The 24,762-nt window shown below is 33.7% G+C and carries 23 protein-coding genes; 16 read left to right on the forward strand and 7 right to left on the reverse strand.

What is annotated here, in order from left to right:
- Positions 1–69: 69 nt before the first annotated feature.
- Positions 70–1,470 carry a dihydrolipoyl dehydrogenase gene (gene lpdA / locus Q0783_RS17175; RefSeq protein ID WP_298897200.1) on the forward strand — a complete coding sequence of 467 codons (1,401 nt, stop codon included), beginning with the start codon at positions 70–72 and terminating at the stop codon, positions 1,468–1,470.
- Between the two features lie 216 nt (positions 1,471–1,686).
- Positions 1,687–3,474, forward strand: a complete 1,788-nt coding sequence (locus Q0783_RS17180; RefSeq protein WP_298897201.1) for a serine hydrolase — start codon at positions 1,687–1,689, stop codon at positions 3,472–3,474.
- Between the two features lie 59 nt (positions 3,475–3,533).
- Here Q0783_RS17180 and Q0783_RS17185 read toward each other — a convergent pair whose 3' ends face one another.
- Positions 3,534–5,261, reverse strand: a complete 1,728-nt coding sequence (locus Q0783_RS17185; protein WP_298897202.1) for a hypothetical protein — start codon at positions 5,259–5,261, stop codon at positions 3,534–3,536.
- A gap of 177 nt (positions 5,262–5,438) precedes the next feature.
- On the opposite strand from Q0783_RS17185, the gene Q0783_RS17190 reads away from it, so the two are divergent.
- Both Q0783_RS17190 and Q0783_RS17195 read left to right on the forward strand, forming a co-directional pair.
- Positions 5,439–5,762, forward strand: coding sequence for a hypothetical protein (locus Q0783_RS17190; protein ID WP_298897203.1), 324 nt, complete (start codon positions 5,439–5,441; stop codon positions 5,760–5,762).
- Between the two features lie 14 nt (positions 5,763–5,776).
- Positions 5,777–6,184 (forward strand): DUF2721 domain-containing protein, encoded by a 408-nt coding sequence (locus tag Q0783_RS17195; protein WP_298897205.1) that lies wholly within the window; start codon positions 5,777–5,779, stop codon positions 6,182–6,184.
- Between the two features lie 6 nt (positions 6,185–6,190).
- On the opposite strand, the gene Q0783_RS17200 is transcribed toward Q0783_RS17195, so the two are convergent.
- The 3 genes from Q0783_RS17200 to Q0783_RS17210 form a co-directional block, all read right to left on the reverse strand.
- Positions 6,191–6,781: a hypothetical protein gene (locus Q0783_RS17200; protein ID WP_298897207.1), complete on the reverse strand. Its 591-nt coding sequence runs from the start codon at positions 6,779–6,781 to the stop codon at positions 6,191–6,193.
- Positions 6,782–6,847: 66 nt separating this feature from the next.
- Positions 6,848–7,564, reverse strand: a complete 717-nt coding sequence (locus Q0783_RS17205) for a LytTR family DNA-binding domain-containing protein (protein WP_298897209.1) — start codon at positions 7,562–7,564, stop codon at positions 6,848–6,850.
- Positions 7,557–8,471 carry a histidine kinase gene (locus tag Q0783_RS17210; RefSeq protein WP_298897211.1) on the reverse strand — a complete coding sequence of 305 codons (915 nt, stop codon included), beginning with the start codon at positions 8,469–8,471 and terminating at the stop codon, positions 7,557–7,559. The genes Q0783_RS17205 and Q0783_RS17210 overlap by 8 nt, the downstream gene beginning before the upstream one ends.
- Before the next feature lie 333 nt (positions 8,472–8,804).
- Here Q0783_RS17210 and Q0783_RS17215 point away from each other — a divergent pair, with 333 nt between their 5' ends.
- From Q0783_RS17215 to Q0783_RS17245, 7 genes are all read left to right on the forward strand, one after another.
- Positions 8,805–10,139 (forward strand): serine hydrolase domain-containing protein, encoded by a 1,335-nt coding sequence (locus tag Q0783_RS17215; protein ID WP_298897214.1) that lies wholly within the window; start codon positions 8,805–8,807, stop codon positions 10,137–10,139.
- A gap of 15 nt (positions 10,140–10,154) precedes the next feature.
- A complete protein-coding gene (locus Q0783_RS17220; RefSeq protein ID WP_298897216.1) occupies positions 10,155–10,577 on the forward strand; it encodes a MotA/TolQ/ExbB proton channel family protein in 423 nt (140 codons plus the stop codon).
- A 15-nt stretch (positions 10,578–10,592) separates the two neighbouring features.
- On the forward strand, positions 10,593–11,198 hold the full coding sequence (locus Q0783_RS17225; protein WP_298897217.1) for a hypothetical protein: 606 nt from the start codon (positions 10,593–10,595) through the stop codon (positions 11,196–11,198).
- Between the two features lie 29 nt (positions 11,199–11,227).
- The gene (locus Q0783_RS17230) at positions 11,228–12,478 is read left to right on the forward strand and encodes an alpha/beta hydrolase-fold protein (protein ID WP_298897218.1); all 1,251 of its coding nucleotides are present in this window, start codon (positions 11,228–11,230) and stop codon (positions 12,476–12,478) included.
- Positions 12,479–12,651: 173 nt separating this feature from the next.
- Positions 12,652–13,224 carry a sigma-70 family RNA polymerase sigma factor gene (locus Q0783_RS17235; RefSeq protein WP_298897220.1) on the forward strand — a complete coding sequence of 191 codons (573 nt, stop codon included), beginning with the start codon at positions 12,652–12,654 and terminating at the stop codon, positions 13,222–13,224.
- On the forward strand, positions 13,224–13,400 hold the full coding sequence (locus tag Q0783_RS17240) for a hypothetical protein (protein WP_230935516.1): 177 nt from the start codon (positions 13,224–13,226) through the stop codon (positions 13,398–13,400). Before Q0783_RS17235 ends, Q0783_RS17240 begins: the two co-directional genes overlap by 1 nt.
- Positions 13,401–13,434: 34 nt before the next feature.
- Positions 13,435–14,262, forward strand: a complete 828-nt coding sequence (locus Q0783_RS17245) for a hypothetical protein (RefSeq protein ID WP_298897222.1) — start codon at positions 13,435–13,437, stop codon at positions 14,260–14,262.
- Between the two features lie 130 nt (positions 14,263–14,392).
- Here Q0783_RS17245 and Q0783_RS17250 read toward each other — a convergent pair whose 3' ends face one another.
- Both Q0783_RS17250 and Q0783_RS17255 read right to left on the reverse strand, forming a co-directional pair.
- Positions 14,393–15,172 carry a S1/P1 nuclease gene (locus Q0783_RS17250; RefSeq protein ID WP_298897224.1) on the reverse strand — a complete coding sequence of 260 codons (780 nt, stop codon included), beginning with the start codon at positions 15,170–15,172 and terminating at the stop codon, positions 14,393–14,395.
- A gap of 31 nt (positions 15,173–15,203) precedes the next feature.
- Entirely contained in the window at positions 15,204–16,571 is a 1,368-nt protein-coding gene (locus tag Q0783_RS17255) for a DEAD/DEAH box helicase (protein WP_298897227.1), read from the reverse strand.
- 86 nt (positions 16,572–16,657) lie between these two features.
- Between Q0783_RS17255 and pabB the strand changes: the two genes are divergently transcribed.
- From pabB to Q0783_RS17280, 5 genes are read left to right on the forward strand one after another with little or no spacing between them, the layout of a single operon-like run.
- Positions 16,658–17,959 carry an aminodeoxychorismate synthase component I gene (gene pabB / locus Q0783_RS17260; protein WP_298897229.1) on the forward strand — a complete coding sequence of 434 codons (1,302 nt, stop codon included), beginning with the start codon at positions 16,658–16,660 and terminating at the stop codon, positions 17,957–17,959.
- A 38-nt stretch (positions 17,960–17,997) separates the two neighbouring features.
- Positions 17,998–19,314, forward strand: coding sequence for a tRNA lysidine(34) synthetase TilS (gene tilS / locus Q0783_RS17265; RefSeq protein ID WP_298897232.1), 1,317 nt, complete (start codon positions 17,998–18,000; stop codon positions 19,312–19,314).
- A 9-nt stretch (positions 19,315–19,323) separates the two neighbouring features.
- Positions 19,324–20,946 carry an adenine deaminase gene (ade, locus tag Q0783_RS17270; RefSeq protein WP_298897234.1) on the forward strand — a complete coding sequence of 541 codons (1,623 nt, stop codon included), beginning with the start codon at positions 19,324–19,326 and terminating at the stop codon, positions 20,944–20,946.
- Positions 20,947–21,005: 59 nt separating this feature from the next.
- On the forward strand, positions 21,006–21,632 hold the full coding sequence (locus Q0783_RS17275) for a TerB family tellurite resistance protein (RefSeq protein ID WP_298756979.1): 627 nt from the start codon (positions 21,006–21,008) through the stop codon (positions 21,630–21,632).
- 29 nt (positions 21,633–21,661) lie between these two features.
- Positions 21,662–23,599 carry a hypothetical protein gene (locus Q0783_RS17280; RefSeq protein ID WP_298897236.1) on the forward strand — a complete coding sequence of 646 codons (1,938 nt, stop codon included), beginning with the start codon at positions 21,662–21,664 and terminating at the stop codon, positions 23,597–23,599.
- Between the two features lie 7 nt (positions 23,600–23,606).
- On the opposite strand, the gene Q0783_RS17285 is transcribed toward Q0783_RS17280, so the two are convergent.
- Entirely contained in the window at positions 23,607–24,746 is a 1,140-nt protein-coding gene (locus tag Q0783_RS17285; protein ID WP_298897237.1) for a sodium:calcium antiporter, read from the reverse strand.
- Between the last annotated feature and the right edge of the window lie 16 nt (positions 24,747–24,762).

Here is a 24,762-nt window from a genome sequence, read left to right on the forward strand (position 1 = left end):
TCTATTGCTATCAGTTAAAAATAGTCGTATTTTTGTACTCATTTTATTAAAACTGATAAATATTTTCTTATGAAATCATACGATGTAGCAGTAATAGGTTCTGGTCCTGGTGGATATGTGGCAGCAATTCGTTGTGCACAACTAGGCATGAAAACAGCAATAATCGAGAAATATTCTACACTAGGAGGTACATGTTTAAATGTTGGTTGTATTCCAAGTAAAGCGCTTTTAGCGTCTTCTCATCATTATGAAGAAGCAACAAAGCATTTTGAAGACCATGGAATTGAAATTCCTGGAGATATAAAAGTCAACCTAGAAAAAATGATCGGACGCAAGCAAGCTGTTGTTGATCAAACTACTGGCGGAATTGATTTCTTAATGAAAAAAAATAAGATAGACGTCTATGAAGGTTTAGGTAGCTTTAAAGACGCAACGCATATTAAGATCGACGGAAAGGATGCTGGCGAGATTGAAGCAAAGAATATTATCATTGCTACAGGTTCGAAACCATCAAATTTACCGTTTATCACTTTAGATAAAGAACGTATCATTACGTCTACTGAAGCGTTGAAGCTTAAAGAAATTCCAAAGCACATGATCGTAATTGGTGGTGGTGTTATTGGATTGGAACTTGGGCAAGTTTATAGACGTTTAGGAGCAGAGGTGACCGTTATTGAATATATGGATCGCATTCTTCCAACAATGGATGCAGGACTTTCAAAAGAATTGAATAAGGTCTTTAAAAAGGCAAAATTCAAAATGATGATGTCTCACAAAGTGCAATCGGTTGAACGAAACGGTGATGAGGTTATCGTAAAAGCTGAAAACAAAAAAGGTGAAGTTGTTGAGTTTAAAGGTGATTACTGTTTAGTGTCTGTAGGTCGTCGTCCATATACTGATGGATTAAATGCTGAAGCTGCAGGTGTGAAGCTAAATGATAGAGGCCAAGTAGAAGTTAACAATCATTTGCAAACCAATGTGTCTAATATCTACGCGATTGGTGATGTAGTTAAAGGTGCTATGTTAGCACATAAAGCTGAAGAAGAAGGTGTGTTTGTTGCTGAAACTTTAGCCGGACAAAAACCACATATCAATTACAATTTAATTCCTGGAGTTGTATATACATGGCCAGAAGTTGCAGCTGTTGGTAAAACGGAAGAAGAATTGAAAGAAGCAGGAGTAGCCTATAAAGCTGGACAGTTTCCGTTTAGAGCGCTAGGTCGTGCTAGAGCAGGAGGAGACCTTGATGGGTTTGTAAAAATATTAGCCGATAAAACTACAGACGAAGTTTTAGGAATTCATATGATTGGTGCTCGCTGTGCCGATTTAATTGCTGAAGCTGTTGTAGCAATGGAATACAGAGCCTCTGCTGAAGATATCTCGCGTATGTCTCATGCACACCCAACGTTTGCAGAAGCAGTTAAAGAAGCGGCTTTAGCAGCAACAGATGACAGACCGTTGCATATTTAGAACACCACGACTGTCATTCCAAGCGTAGTCGAGGAATCTCATAGGTCAACATCATAACAATTTAAAGCGAACCACATGGTTCGCTTTTTTTATGGATATTTCTTTGGTCTGTAACATTATATTATCTTTAATGACAGATAGTTATTGTAACTAAAGTGTTATACTGTCGTCATATGATGTATACTATCTTTTGCTAATCATTTTAATCCAATTGACATGTTTAAAAAAATCACACTTCTCTTCTTTTTAATGTCTTTAGCGCTTTACGGACAAAAAAACGCTCAAGAGATTAATAGTTTTACGAAAGATCTAGATCAAAAAATCCCAAAATTACTGCAAGAATTTACAGTACCAGGTACAGCAATTGCTATTATCGAAAATGGCGAATTGGTATTACAAAAAGCCTATGGTTATGCCGATGTAGATACAAAAACAAAAGTAACAGCGCAAACGGGCTTTAATATTGGTTCTATCTCCAAAACAATTGCAGCTTGGGGAATTATGAAACTAGTAGAAGAAGGTAAGATTGACTTAGACGCACCAGCCGAAAACTATTTAACACGTTGGAAATTGCCAGAATCAGAGTTTGATTCTAAACAAGTAACCGTAAGGCGATTGTTAAGTCATACAGCTGGTTTATCGTTACATGGTTATCCTGGATGGACACCTGATGATCGTTTATCTACTATAGAAGAATCTTTAAATGGTCGCAATAATGGACCAGGCAGAGTAGAAATGATTATGGAACCAGGAACAAAATGGAAGTATTCTGGAGGCGGATATACCATCTTGCAACTCATTATGGAAGAAGTCACAGGGCAAAAGTTTGAAGATTATATGCAAGCACAAATTTTAAAGCCATTAGGCATGACCAATAGTAGCTATAAAATTGATAAAACCATACTTAAAAACTCATCTTTTGAATACGATAATTTTGGAGAACGAATAGATTTTGAATTGTTTACAGCACAAGCTGCAGCGGGATTGCACACAACGATTGAAGATTTTACACGGTTTGCTTATGCAAGTCTTTTTGCCTACAAAAACAACAAAAAATACAATAGTGTTTTGACGTCGAGCACTCTTAAAGACATGATGCAACCGGCTCCAGCTTCAAATGACAGCTATGGTTTAGGATATCAGGTGCAGAGTATTCCTGGTGTATCGTATACCTTAAAAGGCCATGGAGGCGCTAATACAGGTTGGCATGCATTTTTTAGAGTCAACCCAGATACCAATGATGGTTTTATTATGATTACCAATGGTGGTTCTGGTCATAATATTTACAGACAAGTATTTTGTGATTGGATTCAATGGAAAACAGGTGCTTCAATGGGGAATAGGTGTATTATCAAACCATCTATTGCAGCCAAACTAAAAACAATTATAGATGCTGAAGGTATCGATAATCTGGCTTCTGCTTATAACAATCTAAAACTAAATAATGCAGATGCTTATAATTTTTCCGAAGACATATTGAATAGTTTTGGTTACTACTATATGAGTAGAAAAGAGATTGATAAGGCTATGGCAATTTTTAAGTTAAATGTCGATCAATTTCCTGAATCATCAAACGTTTATGATAGTTATGGTGAAGCGCTCCTAACCAATGGCAATAAAGAAGAAGCAATTATAAATTACAAAAAATCGGTGGAACTCAATCCAGCAAATACCAATGGTGTTCAGGTATTAAAAAATCTAAACGTTGATATAAGTAATTTACCAAAAGCATTTGAAATTGATACGGCTAAATTAGATGATTACATTGGTAAGTATCAGTTAGCAGCAGAGTTTATAGTTACTATAGCAAGAGATGAAAATAAATTAACTGCAACACCAACAGGACAAAGTATGGTTATGCTTATTCCAATGTCTGAAGATAAATTCTTTGTAGATGAAGTAAAAGCAGAAGTCACTTTTAATAGAAATGCGAATGGAGATATTGAAAGTATGACCTTGAACCAAAATGGGCGAGAAACATTTGGTCTTAAATTGAAAGAATAGAATAAAATATAAAGAGCGAATCCGATGATTCGCTCTTTATATTTAAGATATTATCTTTTTTATTTCACCTTAGATCCAACTAATTCAATATCAGCAGTTGCCCAACTACTTTTTAAAGCAGTTTCCATTTTAGATGCATTTTCGGTGTCACCTAATTTTTCATAGGCGAGTTTAAGTCCGTGATGAGCCCAACCATTTTTTGGCAATCGTTTTAAATCGTCTTGATAGGTAGTAACAGCCTCTTGATATTGTCCATCTTTGATCAATACATCTCCCAAATGATGACGAATAGAGAAAAACCAATCTGGAGGTTCGTTGTAATTCAAAGCATCTTCAATAACTACAGCATCTTTAAGTAGATCAATACTCGTTTTATAATCACCTTGGGCAGCTAATAATTCGGCCTCTAAAACCATATCAGCTAAACCAATTAAGGTGCCTACTGTGTTTATATCCCAAATGGTAATTTCATTCATACCCTCGTCGCTAGCATATACTTTTAGTGCTTCTAGTTCGGTCTTCGCTTTATCCAATTCATTCTTTGCAACGTAAGCCATACCACTAGCATAATGCTGCATCGCTAGAGGATATTTTAGGCTACTCAATTCTTTATGCGCTAATATCTCATCCCACATTCCAAATTTCACCATAGAATAGTAAGGAATCACATAATAGTGCTGTAATGTTCCCCAACCTGGCTCGGCCATAATATCTGGATGAACATGCTTTGATACTTTATTTGCGCCAATCATTGCCCAATGCTTGTTACCTTCTAAAGCTGCTGTAGCTGCCATAAAATGGTAGTTATGCGGATAATAGGCGAGCGGATAAGCACCTTGTGCATGACAAAGCGTTACATAAGTACTATCGGCTTTTACGGCATTGATATTTGACACAGTCCCTTTATGATAATCGCCTGTACGTATGTAGACATGTGAAGGCATATGTACGAGATGTCCAGCGCCAGGAATTGTCCCATCATCAAAAACTTTAGCAGAAGCATAGGCTCGCTCTGGTGTACTAGAGGCTTCAACAGCATGAATATAAAAATGATTAGCTCCAGGATGCGTAGGATAAGCCTTTATAATGCTTTCTAATAGAGCTACAATTTCTGGTGTCCACGGTTTTTCGGTACCGTCTTTTTCATTTAAATCCCAAGGGTGTAGGTTCATAACAGATTCGGCATACATTGTTGCTATTTCTAAATCATCTGGATATGTATCATGAACCGTTTTCAAGGCATTTGAATAATTAATATCTAATTGTGAGCGATCTTCTGGAGGTGTAGCCGAATACCGCTCAGCCATAGCATTAATCATAGCCTTTTCCTTTTCAGTAACAGTATTGGATAGTTTTTTTGCTTCTTGAATGGCATTATAAGCGCGCTCATAGTGGTTATCTTCCATACCACCATTGTAATTTGGTCCTAATACGTAGGCATAACCCCAAAAAGCCATAGCGCAGTTTGGATCTAATTTGGTTGCATAAAAAAATGAACGAGCAGCTTCGGCATGATTAAAAGCATAAGCCAAAGTTAATCCTTGGTTGAAATATTTTTGAACCAAATCGTTAGTTGTGGTGATTGGATAATTAAGAGTTCCAAGACCTTCAAACAAAGGGGCTTTATTGTCTATTTTATACCAATCTGCATCTGTAATTCTTGGTGCACAGGTATATTTTGGTAGCGGAGGAGTTTTAATGGTAACCTCTTCATTAGAAGCTTTATCGGTTTTGCAGGATGTAAAAGATAAGGTGAGGCAAAGCAGAAAAAGAAATCTAGTTTTCATCTTTGTTGTTTTAGTTAAAATTAGTTCTACCCTTAATATAAGAACTTTAAAAATAACTATGGTTTCGCTCATATACAAGAGCTTATGTATGGTTGGAATGAAATGAATGATAGTTGGAACTAAAAGACCAACTTATATATTTGGTTTTATTATATTTAAGATTCAAAATAAGCAATCATGTGGGAAGAACAATTGAAATTTTACGATAGCATTGTCGAACAATGTCCAGATTTTGAACGAAAAGGTAAGAAGATGATTTACACCTCTGCTAATGGCTACATGTTTACTTTGTTAAATAAAGATGCAGAAATAGGTATTCGTTTATCAAAAGCATCGCAAAAGGCATTTAAAGAGAAATATAATGCTACAGAATACAGATCGTATGGTGCTGTGATGCGTGATTATGTAAAAGTTCCTGAGGCTTTATACACTGAAATACAGTTACTAGTTGACTATTTCAATGAAAGCTACAATTACGTAATGACTTTGCCTCCTAAATAATCTATACAAACCATATGGAAGAATTAACACTTACCACACCAGCATTACTGTTTTCGGCAATTTCATTGATTATGCTGGCATATACAAACCGATTTTTGGCTTATGCTGCAGTGATTAGAAATTTGCACGACAAATATTTGGAGAAAATGGATGAGTCGCTAATTGAACAAATTAAGAACTTAAAATTAAGACTAAGCCTAACGAGATGGATGCAAATATTAGGAATCACAAGTTTACTACTCTGTGTATTGACAATGTTCTTGATATACATTGACTATCACGTTTTTGCTATCTACGTGTTTGGTATTGCTTTGATTCTATTGATTTTATCTTTGGCGCTGCTGGTTAAAGAAATTCAAATATCTACACAGGCACTGAGTTTACATTTAAGAGACATAGAAAGCCATTTGAAGAAGAAATAAAGAGTCTTAAAGCTCTTTTATGAGATCGTAAATTCGTAAGCGCTTACTATAATCATTTTCGTTAATATCTCTCACGAAGCAATACATACTTATTTCTTCCTTTTTTGCCTTTTCTTCAAGCTCTTCAACCGTAAAGGGACCAAATTCTTCAGATTTTTCAATGTAATAAAACTCATGACCGTAAATTAAATTGGCCACTTTCTGCCTATATTTTTCTTTTAAAAAGGCTTGTACGTCTTCAATTGAATTTAAATTTTCATCGTAATTCGTGGTATTAATAAACAACGCAAATTCCTTCTTGTTTTGGTGATTAAGTACTAAGATATCATCATCCTTAAAATAGGCTTTAACTGTAATTAATCCGTCTTCGGTTTCAATAGAGAAGACATTCTGAATATCAATAGTCCACGAGGTTTCTATAACAGACCGTTTTCTGGATATTTCAAGAATATTGTCTTTTCTGAACGTATATATAGATTTCTTTTTGGAAATACCGTTAACTAGAACCCACTGCTGATTGATAAACAAATCATCGTGATGACGTGCATAATCAAATGGCTTCAAATTAGGAATAGTCTTGTGTAGGTATTCTTTCATTTAGCGGACTTTTAAAAAAAGTGATTTATAAGGCAACGTCTAATATACGTTTTTATTGAATAACTTCTAAAATTTTTCTAAATGCGTTAAGACATCTTTCTTATAACTTCTGCTAATCGGTAGAGATTGATTGCTAATTGTAATGTGTTCGTTTGTAAACGATTGTATCGAATTTATCGAAATAATGTACGATCTGTGTATTCTTAGAAATTGTAGTTTTGGTAGCTTAGCTTCAATGGCACTTATGGTTTCTCTTGTGACTATAATTTTATCATCTAAATGAATTTTTAGGTAGTCACTATAACTTTCAATAAATATAATAGCCTCATAATCTATTTTTATCATTTTGCGCTCAGAACGCACAAACATAAAGTTAGATTCCTCAATGGCTGGAGCGGTTTTTTCTTCCGTCTTTCCGTAGATTTCAAAATAATTATGAATTGCTTTTTGTAGGCGCTCAAATGAAATAGGCTTTAATAAGTAATCAACAGCTTTAAGCTCGAACCCTTCTACGGCATAGTCTCTATAGGCTGTCGTGAAAATGACTTTTATATCAGTATTAATTGATTTTGCGAATGATATACCAGAAATTTCAGGCATATTAATGTCTAAAAAAACAAGATCAATAGTGTGATTGCTTATATAGTTAAAAGCCTCAATGGCACTACTACAACTGGCTAGTACATGTATGTTTTCAATGTTAGAAAGATGTGTTTCAATAATCTCTCTTGCAATAGCTTCATCGTCTACAATTAAACAATTAATGGGATGTGTTTTAGGCATTACTCGTGGTTTTTAATTGTAATTCGACATCAAAAGTATGTTGCTCATTTTGTATAGAAAGCTCATGCTTGTCAGGGTATAAAAGCTCTAAACGCTTTTTAATGTTTTCTAATCCAATACCTGGCTTTGAGGTGTTGTTTTCAGAATTTGAATTTTTTATACTGAAATGGATATGCTCTAGACTTGCGGTTAATTGAATATCAATATTTAAAGTACCATTAACAATACTTCCGTGTTTAAAACTGTTTTCAATAAAAGGTATTAGTAACATTGGTGCGATTGTTATAGCGTCTGAAGTTGCCGATACTTTTATGTCTACGTTTAGCGTATTATGAAATCGCATTTTTTCCAATTCTATATAGTCTTTAATATGCGCAATTTCTTCAGTAAGTAAAACAAAAGGTTTCTCGGCTTGGTACAAAAGATAGTCTAATAGATTTGATAATTTTAATATCATATCTGGTGTTTGCTCTGCTTTTTTTAATGCAAAGCCGTACATGGTATTTAAAGTGTTAAATAGAAAATGTGGATGAATCTGCATCTTCAAATAGTTAAGTTCTTGCTCTTTTAATTTAAGTTGGGTGTCTAATATTTTAGTTTCTAGCTGCTTTGTTCTAGACGCTTGATCTAAATTAAGTTTTAGTAGTTTAAATGCACTAACAACAATAACAACCAAATATACTGCTGTGCAAATGAAGATGATATTTTTAGTTGCAGGATTCATGTCGTCATATTCAAAATTTGATAGATAGATCAAACTAAAAAAAATGGATACCATTAATAAATAAACAGAAATGATAATTGTATATAAACTGTATAGTGTAAAACGCCAATATTGTTTTGTAATGAGATATTCTGGAATTAATTTATAGGTAGCAACATAAGTTGTTGCTATTGTTATTGGCATTAGAAAAAGCGAAAACTGTAATGTGTCATCAAACGTGGAATTGTTAACTCCAAAAAAATAGGTGTAGAAAAATAGAACACCAACCCAAAAGAGAAGATGTAAAAGGACTTGTCTGATTTTTTTTAGAATGAACCGTTTTGTAAACATATGTAATATTCTCAATACAATAATACTACAATTTTATAGGCATAAGCACTAATTAGAGATGAACGACCAATTTAGCAAGGGTTTTGACATTAACGTCATATCGGGTTTTAAAATGGTAGTTGGTCGCAAAATATAATTTTGCTAGAATCTTGTGTTTAGTTTTGGTAAGTAATCAAAAAACAACAGATGATGATATCAGTAATCAAAAAGCTAACTCTAATCATTTTAATACTCTCCAATTGTTGCTTAGCACAAGAGTCAAACTTTAGTCAATTAGATGAGTTTTTAAATATTCTTGAGGAGAATAATAAACTTATGGCTACAATGACTATCTCAAAAAATAATCAAGAAATTTATAATAAGGCTGTTGGTTTTTCTGAAGTAGCAACCAAAACAAAAAATAGTGCAAACACAAAATTTAGAATAGGCTCAATTACTAAGGCTTTTACGGCTGTGATGGTTTTTCAACTTATAGATGAAGGAAAAATCACTTTGGAAACACCGCTCTCAATGTTTTACCCAAAAGTACCTGGTTCAGAAAAGATCAAAATCTCAAATCTGTTAAATCATAGTAGCGGATTGTATAATATTACTAATGATCCTGATTTTGGTAAATGGATGTTAAACCCCTCTACTAAAAGACAAATGTTATCGAGAATTAAAAAATACACTTTAGATTTTGAGCCAGGAGAAAAGACAGCATATAGTAATACCAATTATCTGTTACTAGGTTATATCATTGAAGGTTTAGATAAAGATATGTATTCGCAATGTCTGGATAGAAGAATTGTAAAGAAAATAGGTTTGGAACATACCTATTATGGTGGTGAAATATATATTAAAGCTAATGAAAGTAATTCATACGAAATTGAGAATAAAGATTGGATGATTCAACCTGAGACCAATATGTCTAATCCAGGAGGTGCAGGAGCTATAGTGTCTACATCTGGTGATTTGACAAAATTTATGGATGCACTTTTTAATGGTGATCTCATATCTAAATCAAGTTTGGAAGCCATGAAAAAAAGCAACAATAAAGAGGTTTGTCATGGACTTTTTTATGCTAATATGAATGGGGTCGATCTATATGCAAGTGAAGGTGGTATTGACGGATTTCAATCTATGTTAGTGCATGTGCCTGTAACAAAAACGACTATTGCACTAGTGAGTAATGGTCTGGATTTTAGCAAAATGCGAATCATGCTCGCAGCTTTTGGGTCTAGTCACGGACAACCAATTACACTTCCAAACTTTACGCATATTGACCTTACCGAAGAACAGGTTAAATTATATGTAGGCGAATATGCATGTGATGATGTACCATACAAACTTATTTTTAAAGCTAAAGGCAATATATTACTTGGAGCACCAGAACAAAGCAATCTAAAAGAATTAACTCCTACCAAACAACATCAATTCACCTTTGACTCTTTAGGAGTTGTACTTGACTTTTATCCAGATACCGGACTCGTAAGGTTTACAAGAGGCGATAACAAACCATTATTATTTAAAAAACTATAACTAAATTTATACATTATGAATACACTAACACTCACAATTAAAAACTTTTGTTTTATGCCAATAGGCGCAAATATTTATGTAGATGGTGGACCATTGTTTATGACGCTCATTCTAATATGTTTACTAACATCATTAGCCTTTGTAATAAGAGGATTTTTAAAAGCAAACACATCATTATCTATAGCTCATAAATCATTAAAACTAGCTATTGATTTTGGGTTGTTAGGCTTAGTCATGGGCTTTTTTGCATCAATTATTGGGTTGATCTCTGCGTTTGATACTTTAGAGGCAATGGGAAATGCTGAACCTTCTATGTTTGCGGCCGGACTTAAAATATCATTATTAACTGCGACATTTGGACTATTCACGTTTATCATTACTAGAATTGGGATTATAGCTTTAAGACTCAAATTGAAATCGGAAGATATTTCAGAATAGTTATTCAAAAGCAGTATGACGTATTTACCAAAGTTTAAGATAGTAAATATTAGATGTTTACTATTTTTAATAACATTCATCTTATTGTCCTGTAAGGATAGCACTAAATCTTCTGATAGTGAACTGATACATAGAATTAATGCTGTTCATGAACAAATTATGATTCAAGGCAATGTAACTGAAGAAGAAAAACAAGCCATATTGAGTCTTGCCAGTCTTTTCGCTGATGATAGTTTTGTTAATTACAAAAGTGATATAACAGATGTCATTCAATTTGATGATGTAGAAAATGGTCCTATTTACCCTGGTTGTGAAGGTCTTTCTAAACAAGAATTAAAAGCGTGTTTTATTGAGAGTATTAATACATTTGTTGGTACTCAATTTAATTCTGATATTTCAAAAAATCTAGGAATTACAGAACCACAAAACGTTGAGGTGTTTTTTAAAATTGGTAGAGACGGAAAAACGTCAAAACTTAAGGTGAGAAAAGCTAATGTGGTCATTCAAGCTGAAGTTATTAGAGTGATAAAACAACTACCTCTTATGAAACCTGCTACCCAAAATGGCGAAGCCGTAGAAGTTATGTGTTCTGCTGTTGTATCTTATGGAGGTAACTTATAGTATAATTTTCTAATATTACATTTTATATCATGAAGCGAACATTTCAACACATTATTTTAGTCCTATTTATTGTTTCTAGTCTGTCATTATTTGCGCAAACAAATCAAAATGAATCTCAGCCAATAGATCGAGAGATTACCGATAGTATTTATTCTGAAACATTAGGTGCTTATCGCCATTTTTGGGTGAAATTACCAGATAATTACAATCCAAAAAACAAGATGACATATCCTGTGATTTACTTATTGGATGGGTTTTCGTTAAAATCTAATTTGGAAGTCGTTTATGATAATTATTGGGGACATTACATGCCTCATATGATTTTGGTAGGTATTTCAAATAGATCAAATAGAACACGAGATTTAACGACTTCAAAAGTTGAAATGCGCCGTGGCAGTGCTATGCATTCTGAGACAGGAGACGCTGAAATGTTTACGTCATTTCTAGAGAATGAATTGATAACTCATATCGATAAAAACTATCCAACAACGACTTATCGCACTTTAATAGGACATTCATATGCAGGTTTATTTACAATTAACGTGTTACTAAACCATTCGCACTTGTTTACCAATTATATTGCTATTGATCCAAGTTTGGATTGGGATAATCAAAAACTTTTGAAAGAAGCTAAAGAAACATTGAAAACTAAAAATTTAGAAGGCAAAGGCCTGTTTGTTGCTTTGGCAGCAGAACAATTACATATGCAAGATGCTTCAGTGACCATTGAGAATTTAATGGAGGATACATCCGAATTTAGCCTGTTTTCACGATCAATAATTGAATTTTCACAATTGGTGACCTCAGAAACACAAAATGAATTGAATTTTCATTGGAAAGTCTATCCTGAAGATCTACATGGAACAATTCCATTACCAGCTATGAGAGACGGACTTGTAACATTGTTTAAATGGTATCAATTTAAATCTCCTCAAACTTATAATAATCCAAAAACTACTATAAGTGAACTTAAAGCTTTGCTTCATAAGCAAGAAATTGTTTATAACCAAAACTTTAGGTATAAAGTGCCTCCAATGATTGAAGAACTATTTAATGGTTATGGTTACATGAATTTACAAATGGGGCAACCAGAAAAGGCCTTTTTGTTTTTTAGTATGGCTATTAAGTACTATCCCGAAAGTGCCAATGCTTATGATGCCATGGCTGATTATTATATAAGTAAAAGTGATACTGTAAGCGCAATAGATTATTTGGAAAAAGCCTATATGATAAGTGGTAATTCTTATCATAAAGATAGGCTAGATGATTTAAAAAAATAAAGAGATAAATAGACATCTTTAGCGAACTCAATTGAGTTCGCTTTTTTTATCTTAAATATTTAATGTTTGCAACTGTTAAATTTCATAAATTTAACATACAAGTTCAAAAAGATGTGACTTAATACTAAGGCAGGTGTCTTAATAAAAACCACTTAAACCAATCTAATACATTTTTGCAACCCTCTAGTGACATTTTAAATTTATCAGACGAAGAGCTGGTTAGTGCTATAGTAAAGAATAATGATACATTACTTTTCGAAGTCCTGTATGATCGTTTTGCTACTCTGGTATACAATAAATGTTACGGTTTTGCAAGAGATGAAGATGAAGCTAAGGATTTAACACAAGATGTATTTTTAAAGCTCTTTGTAAAGTTAGCCAGTTTTAAGGGGAAGTCTAAATTTTCAACCTGGTTATATGCTTTCACATATAATCATTGTGTGAATTATGTGACGAGAAGTACTGCTAAAAAGTTTGAAAAGCAATCTGTTGACTATGCCGATATAGAAAACATATCTGAAGAAACAGATGAGACCGATTTTAGCGATATGAGAGTTGATAAACTCAAGAAAGCATTGGAACTTGTATCACCTGATGAGAAGATGATACTTTTACTAAAATATCAAGATAACCTTTCTATAAAGGAAATCGAGATGGTTTTAGGTGTTGGGGAGAGCGCTGTAAAGATGAGAATCAAGCGTGCTAAAGATAAATTATTAACCGTTTACGCTAACAATTTTAAGTGATGGAAAATCCTTTTAAAGACATAGATAAGCCATTGAAATCGGTTCCTGAGGAATTGAAAGCAAAGGTTATGAATGACATCGCCATTGCCAAATTGATTATGGAGTTAGCAGAGCTTTTCTCTTATAATTTTGGAGATGTTATAGAAACGGTTATGAGTAGAAGAGATAAAAAATAATATAAATAAGCTATTAAATAAATAATAATTAATCATGGATAAGTTATCAGAATTTAAAGACACTGCATTGAGTTCACTATCTAGTATGTGGCCAGATGTAATTAATGGGGCAATGAACGTAGTCATAGCGATTATTATTCTTGTTATAGGTTGGCTGGTTACAAAAATCGTCACAAAAATCATCAAAAAAGCTCTAAAACTTGCTCAAGTTCACAAACTAGACGAAAAAATCAATGAGATTGAAATAGTAGAAGGGAAGCAACTTAATTTTAATACAATAAAAGTTGTTACCAAATTTGTTAAGTTCATCATATATATCATGATAATAGTTGTGATTTCTGATGTTTTAGGTCTTAACATGTTATCAGAAAAAATCGGCGAATTTTTAAGTTATTTGCCTCAGTTACTAGTTGCTCTTGTAATTTTCATGATAGGATTACTCTTTGCTAATTTTGTCAAAAACGGACTGAAATCATTGTTCGAGTCTATGGACTTATCTGGTGGTAAGATGCTAAGTCAGTTAGTGTTTTTTTTATTGCTCATATTTATCTCAATTACAGCATTAAATCAAGCTGGTATTAATACAGATATTATTACAAGTAACTTAACATTAATACTTGGAGCGTTTTTAACTGCTTTTGCCTTGGCTTTTGGTTTTGGAGCCAAAGAAGTAGTTGGTAGCTTATTAAAAACATTTTATACTAGAAAAACTTTTGAAGTTGGAAAAAAAATAGAGTTTCAAAATAAAATATATGAAATTGATGCTATTGAAAATATCTCAGTAGTGTTGAAGAACTCAGAAGGAAAGCTTATAGTCCCTGTTAAAGATATAGTGGAGAGCCACATTAAGGTTGTAGACTAGATATCTAGGGTTATAGATTAATTATGTCAATTACATGATCTAATCTACCGGGCTTTCCATGGTCCCTTTTCATTAATTTGAAAAGGGATTTTTTGCCACATAACCTTATTGTTTTCTATTATAAGTGTACCTAAAGAATAGTATTTAATAGTTCAGCTAAGCGTATACCTGCCTTTTGCATTTGTTGTCTTGCAACATTTAAATATTTGTAAGAATAGGAATTACGCAGATTATCCCCTTTCTTTACCGAAGTATAGACCTCTTTAGTTAATTGATGCGTTTCTGCTATCCAATCTAATACTGTTCCCTTTCTAATACGCTTTATTTCAGCTTTTGAAAGATGATCTGCATTATCAGCAAGTTCAGAAAAACTCATACCATACGATTCAATCATTTGGGTATCCCAAACGCGATGTAAATTAGAATCCTTGTATTGCCATTGCACATTGAAATCATTCCCACCACGATCTTCTAGTAGTCCTAAATGCATAGGTTGGTGTAAGTCGCCAACAAGATGAATAAGCATTTTTAAATAAAATGCTTTATCATCATCCGAAGAGGTTTTATCAGTAATTATTTTTTTACAATATGCAATTCCTGTTACGAGATCACCTTCTGGGTTTTTTTTAGATGTTTCATATGTGCCATCCAAAGGCATATTCAAAAAATGCCATGTATAAAATTTTTTATAGCGTTCATCAGTTTTTATCTCATCTGCAAACGTCGAGATTAAAGCTAACGATTTGTGATTGAGTAATTTTTTTAATTTTCGTTTGGTTCGGCCTTTTAAATAATCATCAGCAATAGCACCAACTACACGATGACCTGTTTTTCCCCAAACAGGCTGAGTTGTTGCGTGTAGCGTAAATGTTGATATTAAAAAAAGTAAGGTAAGAAACTGTATTTTCATTGTACGGAATTGAGTGTTACTGAAAGCTATATTATTTACGCTTATTTCTCTTGTTGTAATTTTTGTCGCCTCTAGTTTTAGGTTTCTTGTATTTTGCAGCAATTTTAAACTTATACGAGCCACCTAGATTTTCTTTTTTGTTTTTATCTTTTTTCTCATGAAAAGCTGGTCCTGGTGCATCTTCATCTTTTTTTCGTTTTGTTGGATTATTACGTTCTCTAATTTGCGGGCGCTCTTCTTCAATGAGTTGTTTAGAAACTTCTACAGTTTCAGGAAAATCAAGAAGCGTAATTGTTTTGTCCATGTAACTTTCAATAGTCTGTATGGCTTCTTGTTCTTTTTCAGTAGAAAAAGTTAGAGCGTGACCTTGCTGCTCTGCACGTCCAGTTCTACCAATACGATGCATGTAGTTTTCAGGGTATTTAGGCGTATCAAAATTAATGACATGACTAATGTTTTCAATATCCAACCCACGAGCCATGACATCAGTAGCTATTAAAATACGATGTTCTCCCGATCGAAATTGTTCTATACTTCTCAATCTATAATTTTGTGTTTTATTAGAATGAATGACACAGGTTTGATTTGGAAAATGTTCTTCCAGTTGATCAAAAAGCATATCAGCTAGTTTCTTGTATGCAACAAAAATTAATACTTTATCATAGATATCAGAATCATGTAATAAATGATCTAGTAAGTTTACTTTAGTGTAAAAATTAGTCACATTATAACGTTGCTGTTCTATATTATGAAGTGGTGTTCCCGAAACTGCTACTGTAACACGTTGTGGTTTTATGAAAAAATCACTAATTAACTCATCAACATCTTCAGTCATTGTTGCAGAAAACATAATGTTTTGTCGACGTTCTGGTAAGACATCAAAGATATTGAGAAGCTGGTGTCTAAAACCTAAGTCTAACATCACATCTACTTCATCAATCACTAATTTTTGTATAGATTTTAATTGTAACACACGACTTACGGCTAAATCAAATAAGCGTCCAGGTGTCGCTACTATGATATCTTGACCTTGAGCAACAGCTTGTTTTTGTGTATTGATATTGGTGCCTCCAAACACACCTAACACTCGTACATTGATATAAGCTGCTAACTTTTCAATTTCATCAACGACTTGAACTACCAATTCTCGAGTTGGAACCAAAATTAAAACTCGTGGATGATCTTGAGTAGAGTATTTGAGGTGACGTAGAATAGGCAGCATATAAGCAAATGTCTTACCAGTTCCAGTTTGTGCAATACCAACCACATCTTTACCAGAAGCAACCACATTAAATGCTTGTGCTTGTATTGGTGTTGGGGTTTCAAAACCTAAGTCATCCAAAGCATTATACAATGGTGTGTTCAAGTTTAAATCGGTAAAAGAAATTTGCTGTTCCATGTGGCAAAGGTAAATTTTTTACTTCGAAAAAACAGACTTGTTAATCACAGCTTTAATTCGGTTATTTGTTACACAAAATTTTTCAGTTGAGAACGCACACTAAACAACATATTTTAAATCCAGAATTATTTAAAGTACAACTCTTAAATTGGAGTCAGCAATTTGATGAAGTCGTTTGGTTGGATAGTAATGATTATCATCAAACATACACTAGTTATGATGCGGTTTTAGCAGTAGAAGCACTAACCGTTTTCCAAACCGATCATTATGATGCATTTAATCAGTTTAAAGAGTATCAGTCTTCTGTTAACGATTGGATTTTTGGATATTTCTCATATGATTTAAAGAATGATGTGGAGCAATTAACGTCACGAAATTTTGATGGTTTACAGTTCCCTGAGTTGTTGTTTTTTCAACCCAAAAAACTCTTTTTTCTAAAAGGAAATACGCTAGAAACCCACTATCTCAATGTTGTTGCAAACGAACTAGATCAAGATTTTAAGAACATCGAAGCTGAGACGCATGTTAATGAGAATGCTAAAACCTCAGAAGATCATCATGTTAAGATAAAACTAAGAATACATAAAGACGATTACTTTAAAAAGATTAATACCGTGTTAGCTCATATTCATAGAGGTGATATTTATGAAGCTAATTTTTGTCAAGAGTTTTATGCTGAAGACACTATTATTAATCCCATAGAAACCTATCATAAGCTCAACGCGATTTCGAAACCTCCTTTTGCCACATTTTTAAAAGTGTACGATAAATATTTATTGTCGGCTTCGCCTGAACGCTACATCAAGAAAGAGGGTTCAAAAATAACATCACAACCTATCAAAGGTACAGCTAAACGCTCAATAGATAAAAGTGAAGACAAACGTCTGAAACAGGAACTTTCCGAAGATATAAAGGAACGTAGCGAAAATGTGATGATTGTAGATTTGGTACGGAACGATCTATCAAAAACAGCAACAAAAGGGAGTGTTGTTGTTGAGGAATTGTGCAAAGTATATACATTTGATCAAGTGCATCAAATGATTTCTACGGTAACCTCAAATGTTAATGGTAGTACACATCCTGTAGATGTTATCAAGACTACATTCCCAATGGGAAGTATGACTGGTGCTCCGAAAATTTCAGCTATGAAAATTATAGAAGATTTGGAAGAGACCAAACGCGGACTATACTCTGGAGCTGTGGGTTACTTTTCTCCTGATGATGATTTCGATTTTAATGTCGTGATACGTAGTATTTTATATAATGCAACCAATAACTATGTGTCTTATTCTGTAGGAGGTGCAATAACTGCCAAGAGCGATCCTTTAAAAGAATATGAGGAGTGTTTGGTTAAGGCAAAAGCCATGCGCGAAGTTTTGGAGAACTAAAGTTTTGTGTTAGTTGTTAAAAATATACCTTTGGGTGGATGTTACATAGTTTTAATAGTCATATTAATAAAAACCTTCCGTTTCTTAATGAAACTAAACTCTTAATTGCGATTTCTGGAGGATTAGATAGCGTAGTGCTAACTCATCTATGTCATCAGCTTAAGCTAAATGTTGCATTAGCGCACTGTAATTTTAATTTACGTGGTATCGAAAGTGATGCAGATGAAACTTTTGTAGTTAACTTGGCTGAGCAACTAAACTTAGAAGTGTTTATACAACATTTTAATACAGAAGCCTATGCTAAGCAGCAAAAATTGTCTACTCAAATGGCAGCTCGAGAACTGCGTTATGATTGGTTCTATAATCTAGCTGAAGATCTCAAATTTGATTATATACTCACAGCACACCATGCTGATGATAACCTCGAGACGTTTATAATCAACCTCACAAGAGGCACAGGCTTAAGCGGGTTAACAGGAATTCCTGAAATAAATGATACCATTGTAAGACCATTGCTTCCGTTTTCTAGAGAAGACTTAGAAAAATATGCTAAAGCCAATAATTATGAGTGGCGAGAAGATAGTAGCAATGCGTCAGATAAGTACCTTCGAAATAAGTTGCGTCATCATGTAATTCCAGTTTTAAAAGAAGTGAATCCAGAATTACTAACCAATTTCAAACAAACCTTAGAGAACTTAAATGATACTGCCGATATTGTAGATGAAAGTCTTAATGCGGTTGCAAAAAGAGCTATTGACACTATTAATGAACAACAGATAACCTTTAAAATTTCAGAATTTAAAAAGGTGAATAATACTAAAGCCTATATGTATGAGATGTTCAAAGATTACGGGTTTACAGAATGGAGTGACATCGTTCACTTATTAGATGCCCAATCTGGGAAACAAGTGCACTCTAAAACGCACCGACTCATAAAAGACAGAATGCATCTTATTTTAACAGAATTGCCTTCTGAAAATGAGCAGTCCTTTTTAATCCATGATGATGATTTGAGTTTGCAAACACCTATGGGAATGCTATTATTTAATGATGTAGATGCCGCAACCAAAACTATAGATATGTCTATTTTTGTTGATAAGGATATGTTGAAGTTCCCTTTAGTATTGCGTCACTGGCAAGAAGGAGATACGTTCTACCCTTTAGGAATGACAGGCAAGAAGAAACTTAGTAAGTACTTTAAAGATGAAAAGTTGTCTTTGGTAGATAAAGAAAATACTTGGTTGCTATGCTCTGACAATGCTATTGTTTGGGTTGTAGGAATGCGTGCCGACAATCGCTTCAAAGTGACAGACCAAACAAGGCGTATTTTAAAAATTACTATGGATTTAGATTAAAAGATTCAAATGAAAAAGTTACAAGGGCAGATAGTCGATATAAAAAACAATAGAATTTTTAAAGGAGAAGTGTTTATTTCTCAAGGGAAAATTACCTCCATAATGGAAAAAGAACACCAAAATGAACAGTACATTCTCCCAGGCTTTGTTGATGCACACATTCATATTGAAAGCTCGATGTTGGTACCTAGTGAGTTTGCGCGTTTGGCCGTAAATCACGGCACAGTCGCTACAGTTTCTGATCCACATGAAATTGCTAATGTTCTTGGTATTGAAGGTGTGAATTTTATGATTGACAATGGCAAGAAGACACCATTCAAATTTAATTTTGGAGCACCTTCTTGTGTTCCTGCTACTTCTTTTGAATCAGCAGGTGCTGTTATAGATTCTGATGGAATTAAACAACTTATGGCTAATCCGGATATTAAGTATCTAGCCGAAATGATGAATTATCCTGGTGTCATTTATGATGATGAAGAAGTACTTAAAAAATTAGCTTGGGCTAAACATTATAAAAAGCCAATAGATGGCCATGCGCCTGGTGTGGTTGGTGATGATATTACCAAATACATCAATGCTGGCATCTCTACCGATCATGAATGTTTTACTTATGAAGAAGGGTTAGAGAAACTTCAAAAAGGTATGAAGGTCTTGATTAGAGAGGGTAGTGCAGCCAAAAATTTTGATGCTTTGATAGACCTGTTGCCAGATGATTATGAACGAATGATGTTTTGTAGTGATGATAAACATCCAGACGATCTTATCGTCGATCATATTAATAAACTTTGCGCTAGAGCTGTTGCCAATGGTATAGATGTGTTTAAGGTATTGCAAGTGGCTTGTGTCAATCCAGTTGTGCATTATGGTCTTGATGTTGGTTTATTAGAAGTTGGTGATCAAGCCGACTGTATTATTGTTGAAGATTTAAAAGAGTTTAAAGTCCTGCAAACCTATATTGATGGACAACTAGTAAGTGAAAATGGGGTGTCAAATTTAGAGTCGGTGCCTTTTGAAGTTCTTAATAACTTCAATACTCTACCAAAGGAGTCTTCAGATTTTAGAGTGCCTTCAGAAGCAAAACAAATACGAGTTATTGAAGCGCAAGAAGGACAATTGGTTACCAATGAATTGATAGCATCTACAAAAACCGAAAACGGTAACCTAGTGTCTAATATAGACCAAGATATTTTGAAAATGACTGTTGTTAATCGTTACAACAATGATAAACCCGCTTTAGCATTTATTAAAAATTTCGGATTAAAAGAAGGCGCTATAGCATCTTCGGTAGGTCATGATTCACATAACATTATTGCTGTTGGTGTCTCAGATGATATGATATGCAAGGCCGTTAATCTTATCATAGCACATAAAGGAGGTATTTGCGCGGTTTCCAATTCTGAAGAGCATATTGTGCCACTTCCTGTAGCCGGAATTATGAGTGATAAAGACGGCCAAACAATTGGAAAAGATTATGCAGTTTTAGATCGTATGGCGAAAGACTTAGGGAGCTCTCTAAATGCACCATATATGACATTGTCGTTTATGGCATTATTAGTTATTCCCTCATTAAAACTAAGTGATAAAGGATTATTTAATGGTAAGGATTTTAAGTTTGTAAGTTTAGAAGTTTAGATATTATAATTAAGATTATTATATTTAACATCTAACTTTTACCTAAAAAAATCTAACTTATGATCATATTTGGAACACGCGGAGTTCGTTCTACTAAAGCTACTGGAAGTTTTAATTGTCCACAATGTGAAGCTGATAGAGGCTACAGACACAGAAAAGTCACTCAATTTTTTACATTATATTTTATTCCGTTAATTCCTTTAGGTAATAAAGGAGAATATGTAGAATGTAATCACTGTAAAGGAACGTTCATTACTCGTGTTCTAGACACTTCTAAATCTACAGATAAAGAAGCATTTATGGCTATGTATGAACAGGCTATTAGACATGTCATGGTAAAAATCATGCTGGCAGATGGCGTAATCGATAACAATGAAAAAGTAGCTGTTTTAGCTATTATTAATAAGTATGGTCATAATGATATGTCGTCATTTCAATTAGATGATTATATCAAAGAAGTTCAGGCAGATAGTAGTGACATATCTACCTATTTAAAACACGTTGGTCCAGCTTTAAATCAACATGGAAAAGAACTTTTAATTAAGTGTGCACTTGATGTGGCTTATTCTGATGGTCATTTTGATGAGTCTGAACGAAAAATGATTCTAGACATGGGAACTATCATGGAAATGTCATCAGCTCACATTAAAGGTATTATGGCAGAATTTGTCGAGCAACTCAACTAATCTTCTATTAAACTAACTAACCATTATTTATGAAAAATTCGTTTAGAGAACGTTTGAACTATAGAGCAGAACGTTTTTTAAGTAAAGGCGGTTCGTCTATATTTAAAAGCTTGCTCATAATTTTCATTATCGTATTTATTGTCCTAGTTGGGCTACGTCTATTACTTATCAATATATTTCCAAGCTTAAATTATACAGGCAATGTTTTTAGAGATATATGGGTAACCTTCCTTGAGATGACCGATCCAGGTAATATGAATCAAGATAATGAGGCACCAACATATCTAAAAGTATTAACAGTACTTTCAGGATTAACAGGTGTTATTTTGCTCTCCATGCTAATTGGTTTTATTACCACTGCTTTAGATACAATGCTGTATGATTTCAGAAAGGGTAGAGGAAAGGTTATAGAAAGCAACCATACTATAATTTTAGGTTGGAATGAACGTGTGGTAGATGTAATTAGAGAACTTATTTTGGCTAATGAGAGTGAATCTAAAGCGTCGGTGGTTATTTTATCTCGCGAAGATAAAGAGATCATGGATAATTTAATCACTAAGCGTCTTCCAGATATGATGACAACAGAAGTGATTACAACGCAAGGTGATTACGCTAATATTAATGAGTTGAAACGTATCAATTTAGAGCAAGCAAGGTCTATTATTATTTTAGCGAATTGTTCTGAAAGCGCTACCAACGATAAAAAAGTTGCTAGTGATGTGCAATCAGTGAAATCGATATTGGCTATAACAGCATGTCAAAATGGAACCAATGAATTACCAATTATTGCCGAAATATTTACTAAAGAAAAAAGAGATATCATAAGCTTTTTTGAAGATGATAATATCATTGCGATTGATAGTTGGAATATTATGGGTAAACTACTCATTCAGACATCTTTAACTAGTGGTTTGGATACTGTCTATAAGGAAATTCTATCCTTTGATGGTTGTGAAGTATATTTTTATGAAGACAATTGGAATAATGTACTGTTTAGCGATTTAAGCTATTATTTAAAAGATGGGATTCCTCTCGGAATTTATTCTGAAGACGATGGTTTAGTCTTAAGACCAGCAAAAGATACCATTGTAAAAGATGGTGACAGTGTCGTTATTTTGGCAGAAGATGATTCTACAATAGCTTATGAAAACAAACAGTATTACTTTCCTGATAAAGAGAAAAGAATTATCGATAAGCGCTTAGATCAAGTCAAGAAACGTATTCTCATTTTAGGTTGGCACAAGGTAGCGGAAGTGTTTATTGAAGAGGCTACCGATTATTTGTTAGAGGGTTCAGATTTTGATATCATGTTCAATGCGCCTACTGAAGAATTAAAAGAAGCTATAGATGACATCGCTTCAGAATTTTCAGATTTTAATATTTCGCTTCATGATTCTAATCCTTTGGATCTTGAAAATCTGGAGAATATAAATCCAGGAAGCTATGATACCATTGTTATTTTATCACAAAGTGTGGAAGAACAGTCTGCTGATAAAATTGATTCTGACACACTAATTATTTTGCTATTATTGAGAAAAGTAGTAAGTGAAGAGGATGGCTTGCAAATTATAACTCAAGTATTAAATTCAGAAAATCAAGAAATCATAACACAAACAAATGTAGATGACTTTATTATTAGTAATAAGTTGATTACTATGATTTTAGCACAGCTTAGTGAGGAGTCTTTGATGAAGGCATTTTATGATGATATCTTTTCAGAAGATGGTAGTGAGATTTATGTGAAACCTGCGAGTTTGTATTTTGATACCTTTCCGCAGAATATCAAATTTGTAGATGCTATATTTTGTGCCCAGCAACGAGATGAAGTGTGTTTAGGTATTAGGAAAGGACATCAGTGTAAATCTCTTGACGACAACTTTGGAATTACTTTAAATCCAGATAAAAATATGGAGATTGAACTCAATGAAAATGACTTTCTCATTGTATTGAGTGAAGACGAATTGTAACTAGCAGTTAAAACAATGAGGTCAGCCAATGTGATATAGCCGATAGGAATGCTGAAATTTCTCTAATAACTGGTAGGTCATAGTTGATTCCTTTTCCTATAGAATATGCTACAAATATAAAATATAGTGTGATCAATAGTTTGGCGTGAGAGCGTTCCACCCCTTTTTTAGCGAAGACGAAAACCAAAAACACAACGATAGTTAACAAAAGTAATAACACCCTTAACTGCCCTACATTTTCTATGGTTTCAGGACTCATTTCTATCGGACCGTAAATAAGTGTGAATAGAAAAAGAGGAAAACCTAAAGCAAAGCAAACATCAAAAATATTACTTCCTAAGGCATTGGCAACGGCATCGTCATAATTCCCTTTCATAGCATCTTTATAAGAAATTATAGTGTCTGGTACGCTAGTTGCTGCAGAGGCTAATACTACTGACACAAAATAGATAGGCATTCCAATTGCAGTCCCAAATTGCTCACAAGCCTCAACCAACCAGAAGCATGCTATTCCTATAAAAAAAACAGAAACGATTAATAATAAAACAGCTTTAGTTGTATTAATTTTAGAATCACCAAGTATAGCTGTGGCTAGATCACCTTTAAACAGTGCTACAGTTCTATTACCACCATCGGCTTCATCTTCATACTCATTCTCAACATCTCCTGCACCTTGGCTTAAGAGCATATAACTCACATAAACTATGTACAGAAGCATTAAAACTAATCCATGAATCCAATTAAGAGTAGTACCTGTGATGACAAAAATTAACGCTAATTCGGCAAGGATCAAAGCAATACCATCACGTAAAATTACTTTTTGTGAGATATTAATTTTTGATGTAATACCTTTTGCCTTCACAACCATAATTACAACTGCAGGTATAATCATGGCATTAAAAACGGCACTTCCTGCAGTGGTTCCAATACCTCCAGAAAATCCATCTTTATCTTTCAATACAAATAGAAAAAATATAGTGGTGAACAATTCTGGTAGACTACTTCCAATGGCATTGATTGTTGCACCTTTAATACCATCCTTCATATGCCTTCCTAAATAGTTAGAAGCCATTTCAAAACCATCACAAGCACGCCAAATAACAAGACAAGTGATGAGTATTAAGCCAAGAGAAGATAGAATTGCCATAAATTAAAATTATTTG

The organism is uncultured Psychroserpens sp., assembly GCF_947500255.1.
Lineage (GTDB): Bacteria > Bacteroidota > Bacteroidia > Flavobacteriales > Flavobacteriaceae > Psychroserpens.

Coding starts and splice junctions, on each gene's coding strand:
- lpdA (WP_298897200.1), top strand. CDS start 70: ATGAAATCATACGATGTAGCAGTAATAGGTTCTGGTCCTGGTGGATAT.
- Q0783_RS17180 (WP_298897201.1), top strand. CDS start 1,687: ATGTTTAAAAAAATCACACTTCTCTTCTTTTTAATGTCTTTAGCGCTT.
- Q0783_RS17185 (WP_298897202.1), bottom strand. CDS start 5,261: ATGAAAACTAGATTTCTTTTTCTGCTTTGCCTCACCTTATCTTTTACA.
- Q0783_RS17190 (WP_298897203.1), top strand. CDS start 5,439: ATGTGGGAAGAACAATTGAAATTTTACGATAGCATTGTCGAACAATGT.
- Q0783_RS17195 (WP_298897205.1), top strand. CDS start 5,777: ATGGAAGAATTAACACTTACCACACCAGCATTACTGTTTTCGGCAATT.
- Q0783_RS17200 (WP_298897207.1), bottom strand. CDS start 6,781: ATGAAAGAATACCTACACAAGACTATTCCTAATTTGAAGCCATTTGAT.
- Q0783_RS17205 (WP_298897209.1), bottom strand. CDS start 7,564: ATGCCTAAAACACATCCCATTAATTGTTTAATTGTAGACGATGAAGCT.
- Q0783_RS17210 (WP_298897211.1), bottom strand. CDS start 8,471: ATGCCAATAACAATAGCAACAACTTATGTTGCTACCTATAAATTAATT.
- Q0783_RS17215 (WP_298897214.1), top strand. CDS start 8,805: ATGATGATATCAGTAATCAAAAAGCTAACTCTAATCATTTTAATACTC.
- Q0783_RS17220 (WP_298897216.1), top strand. CDS start 10,155: ATGAATACACTAACACTCACAATTAAAAACTTTTGTTTTATGCCAATA.
- Q0783_RS17225 (WP_298897217.1), top strand. CDS start 10,593: ATGACGTATTTACCAAAGTTTAAGATAGTAAATATTAGATGTTTACTA.
- Q0783_RS17230 (WP_298897218.1), top strand. CDS start 11,228: ATGAAGCGAACATTTCAACACATTATTTTAGTCCTATTTATTGTTTCT.
- Q0783_RS17240 (WP_230935516.1), top strand. CDS start 13,224: ATGGAAAATCCTTTTAAAGACATAGATAAGCCATTGAAATCGGTTCCT.
- Q0783_RS17245 (WP_298897222.1), top strand. CDS start 13,435: ATGGATAAGTTATCAGAATTTAAAGACACTGCATTGAGTTCACTATCT.
- Q0783_RS17250 (WP_298897224.1), bottom strand. CDS start 15,172: ATGAAAATACAGTTTCTTACCTTACTTTTTTTAATATCAACATTTACG.
- Q0783_RS17255 (WP_298897227.1), bottom strand. CDS start 16,571: ATGGAACAGCAAATTTCTTTTACCGATTTAAACTTGAACACACCATTG.
- tilS (WP_298897232.1), top strand. CDS start 17,998: ATGTTACATAGTTTTAATAGTCATATTAATAAAAACCTTCCGTTTCTT.
- ade (WP_298897234.1), top strand. CDS start 19,324: ATGAAAAAGTTACAAGGGCAGATAGTCGATATAAAAAACAATAGAATT.
- Q0783_RS17275 (WP_298756979.1), top strand. CDS start 21,006: ATGATCATATTTGGAACACGCGGAGTTCGTTCTACTAAAGCTACTGGA.
- Q0783_RS17280 (WP_298897236.1), top strand. CDS start 21,662: ATGAAAAATTCGTTTAGAGAACGTTTGAACTATAGAGCAGAACGTTTT.
- Q0783_RS17285 (WP_298897237.1), bottom strand. CDS start 24,746: ATGGCAATTCTATCTTCTCTTGGCTTAATACTCATCACTTGTCTTGTT.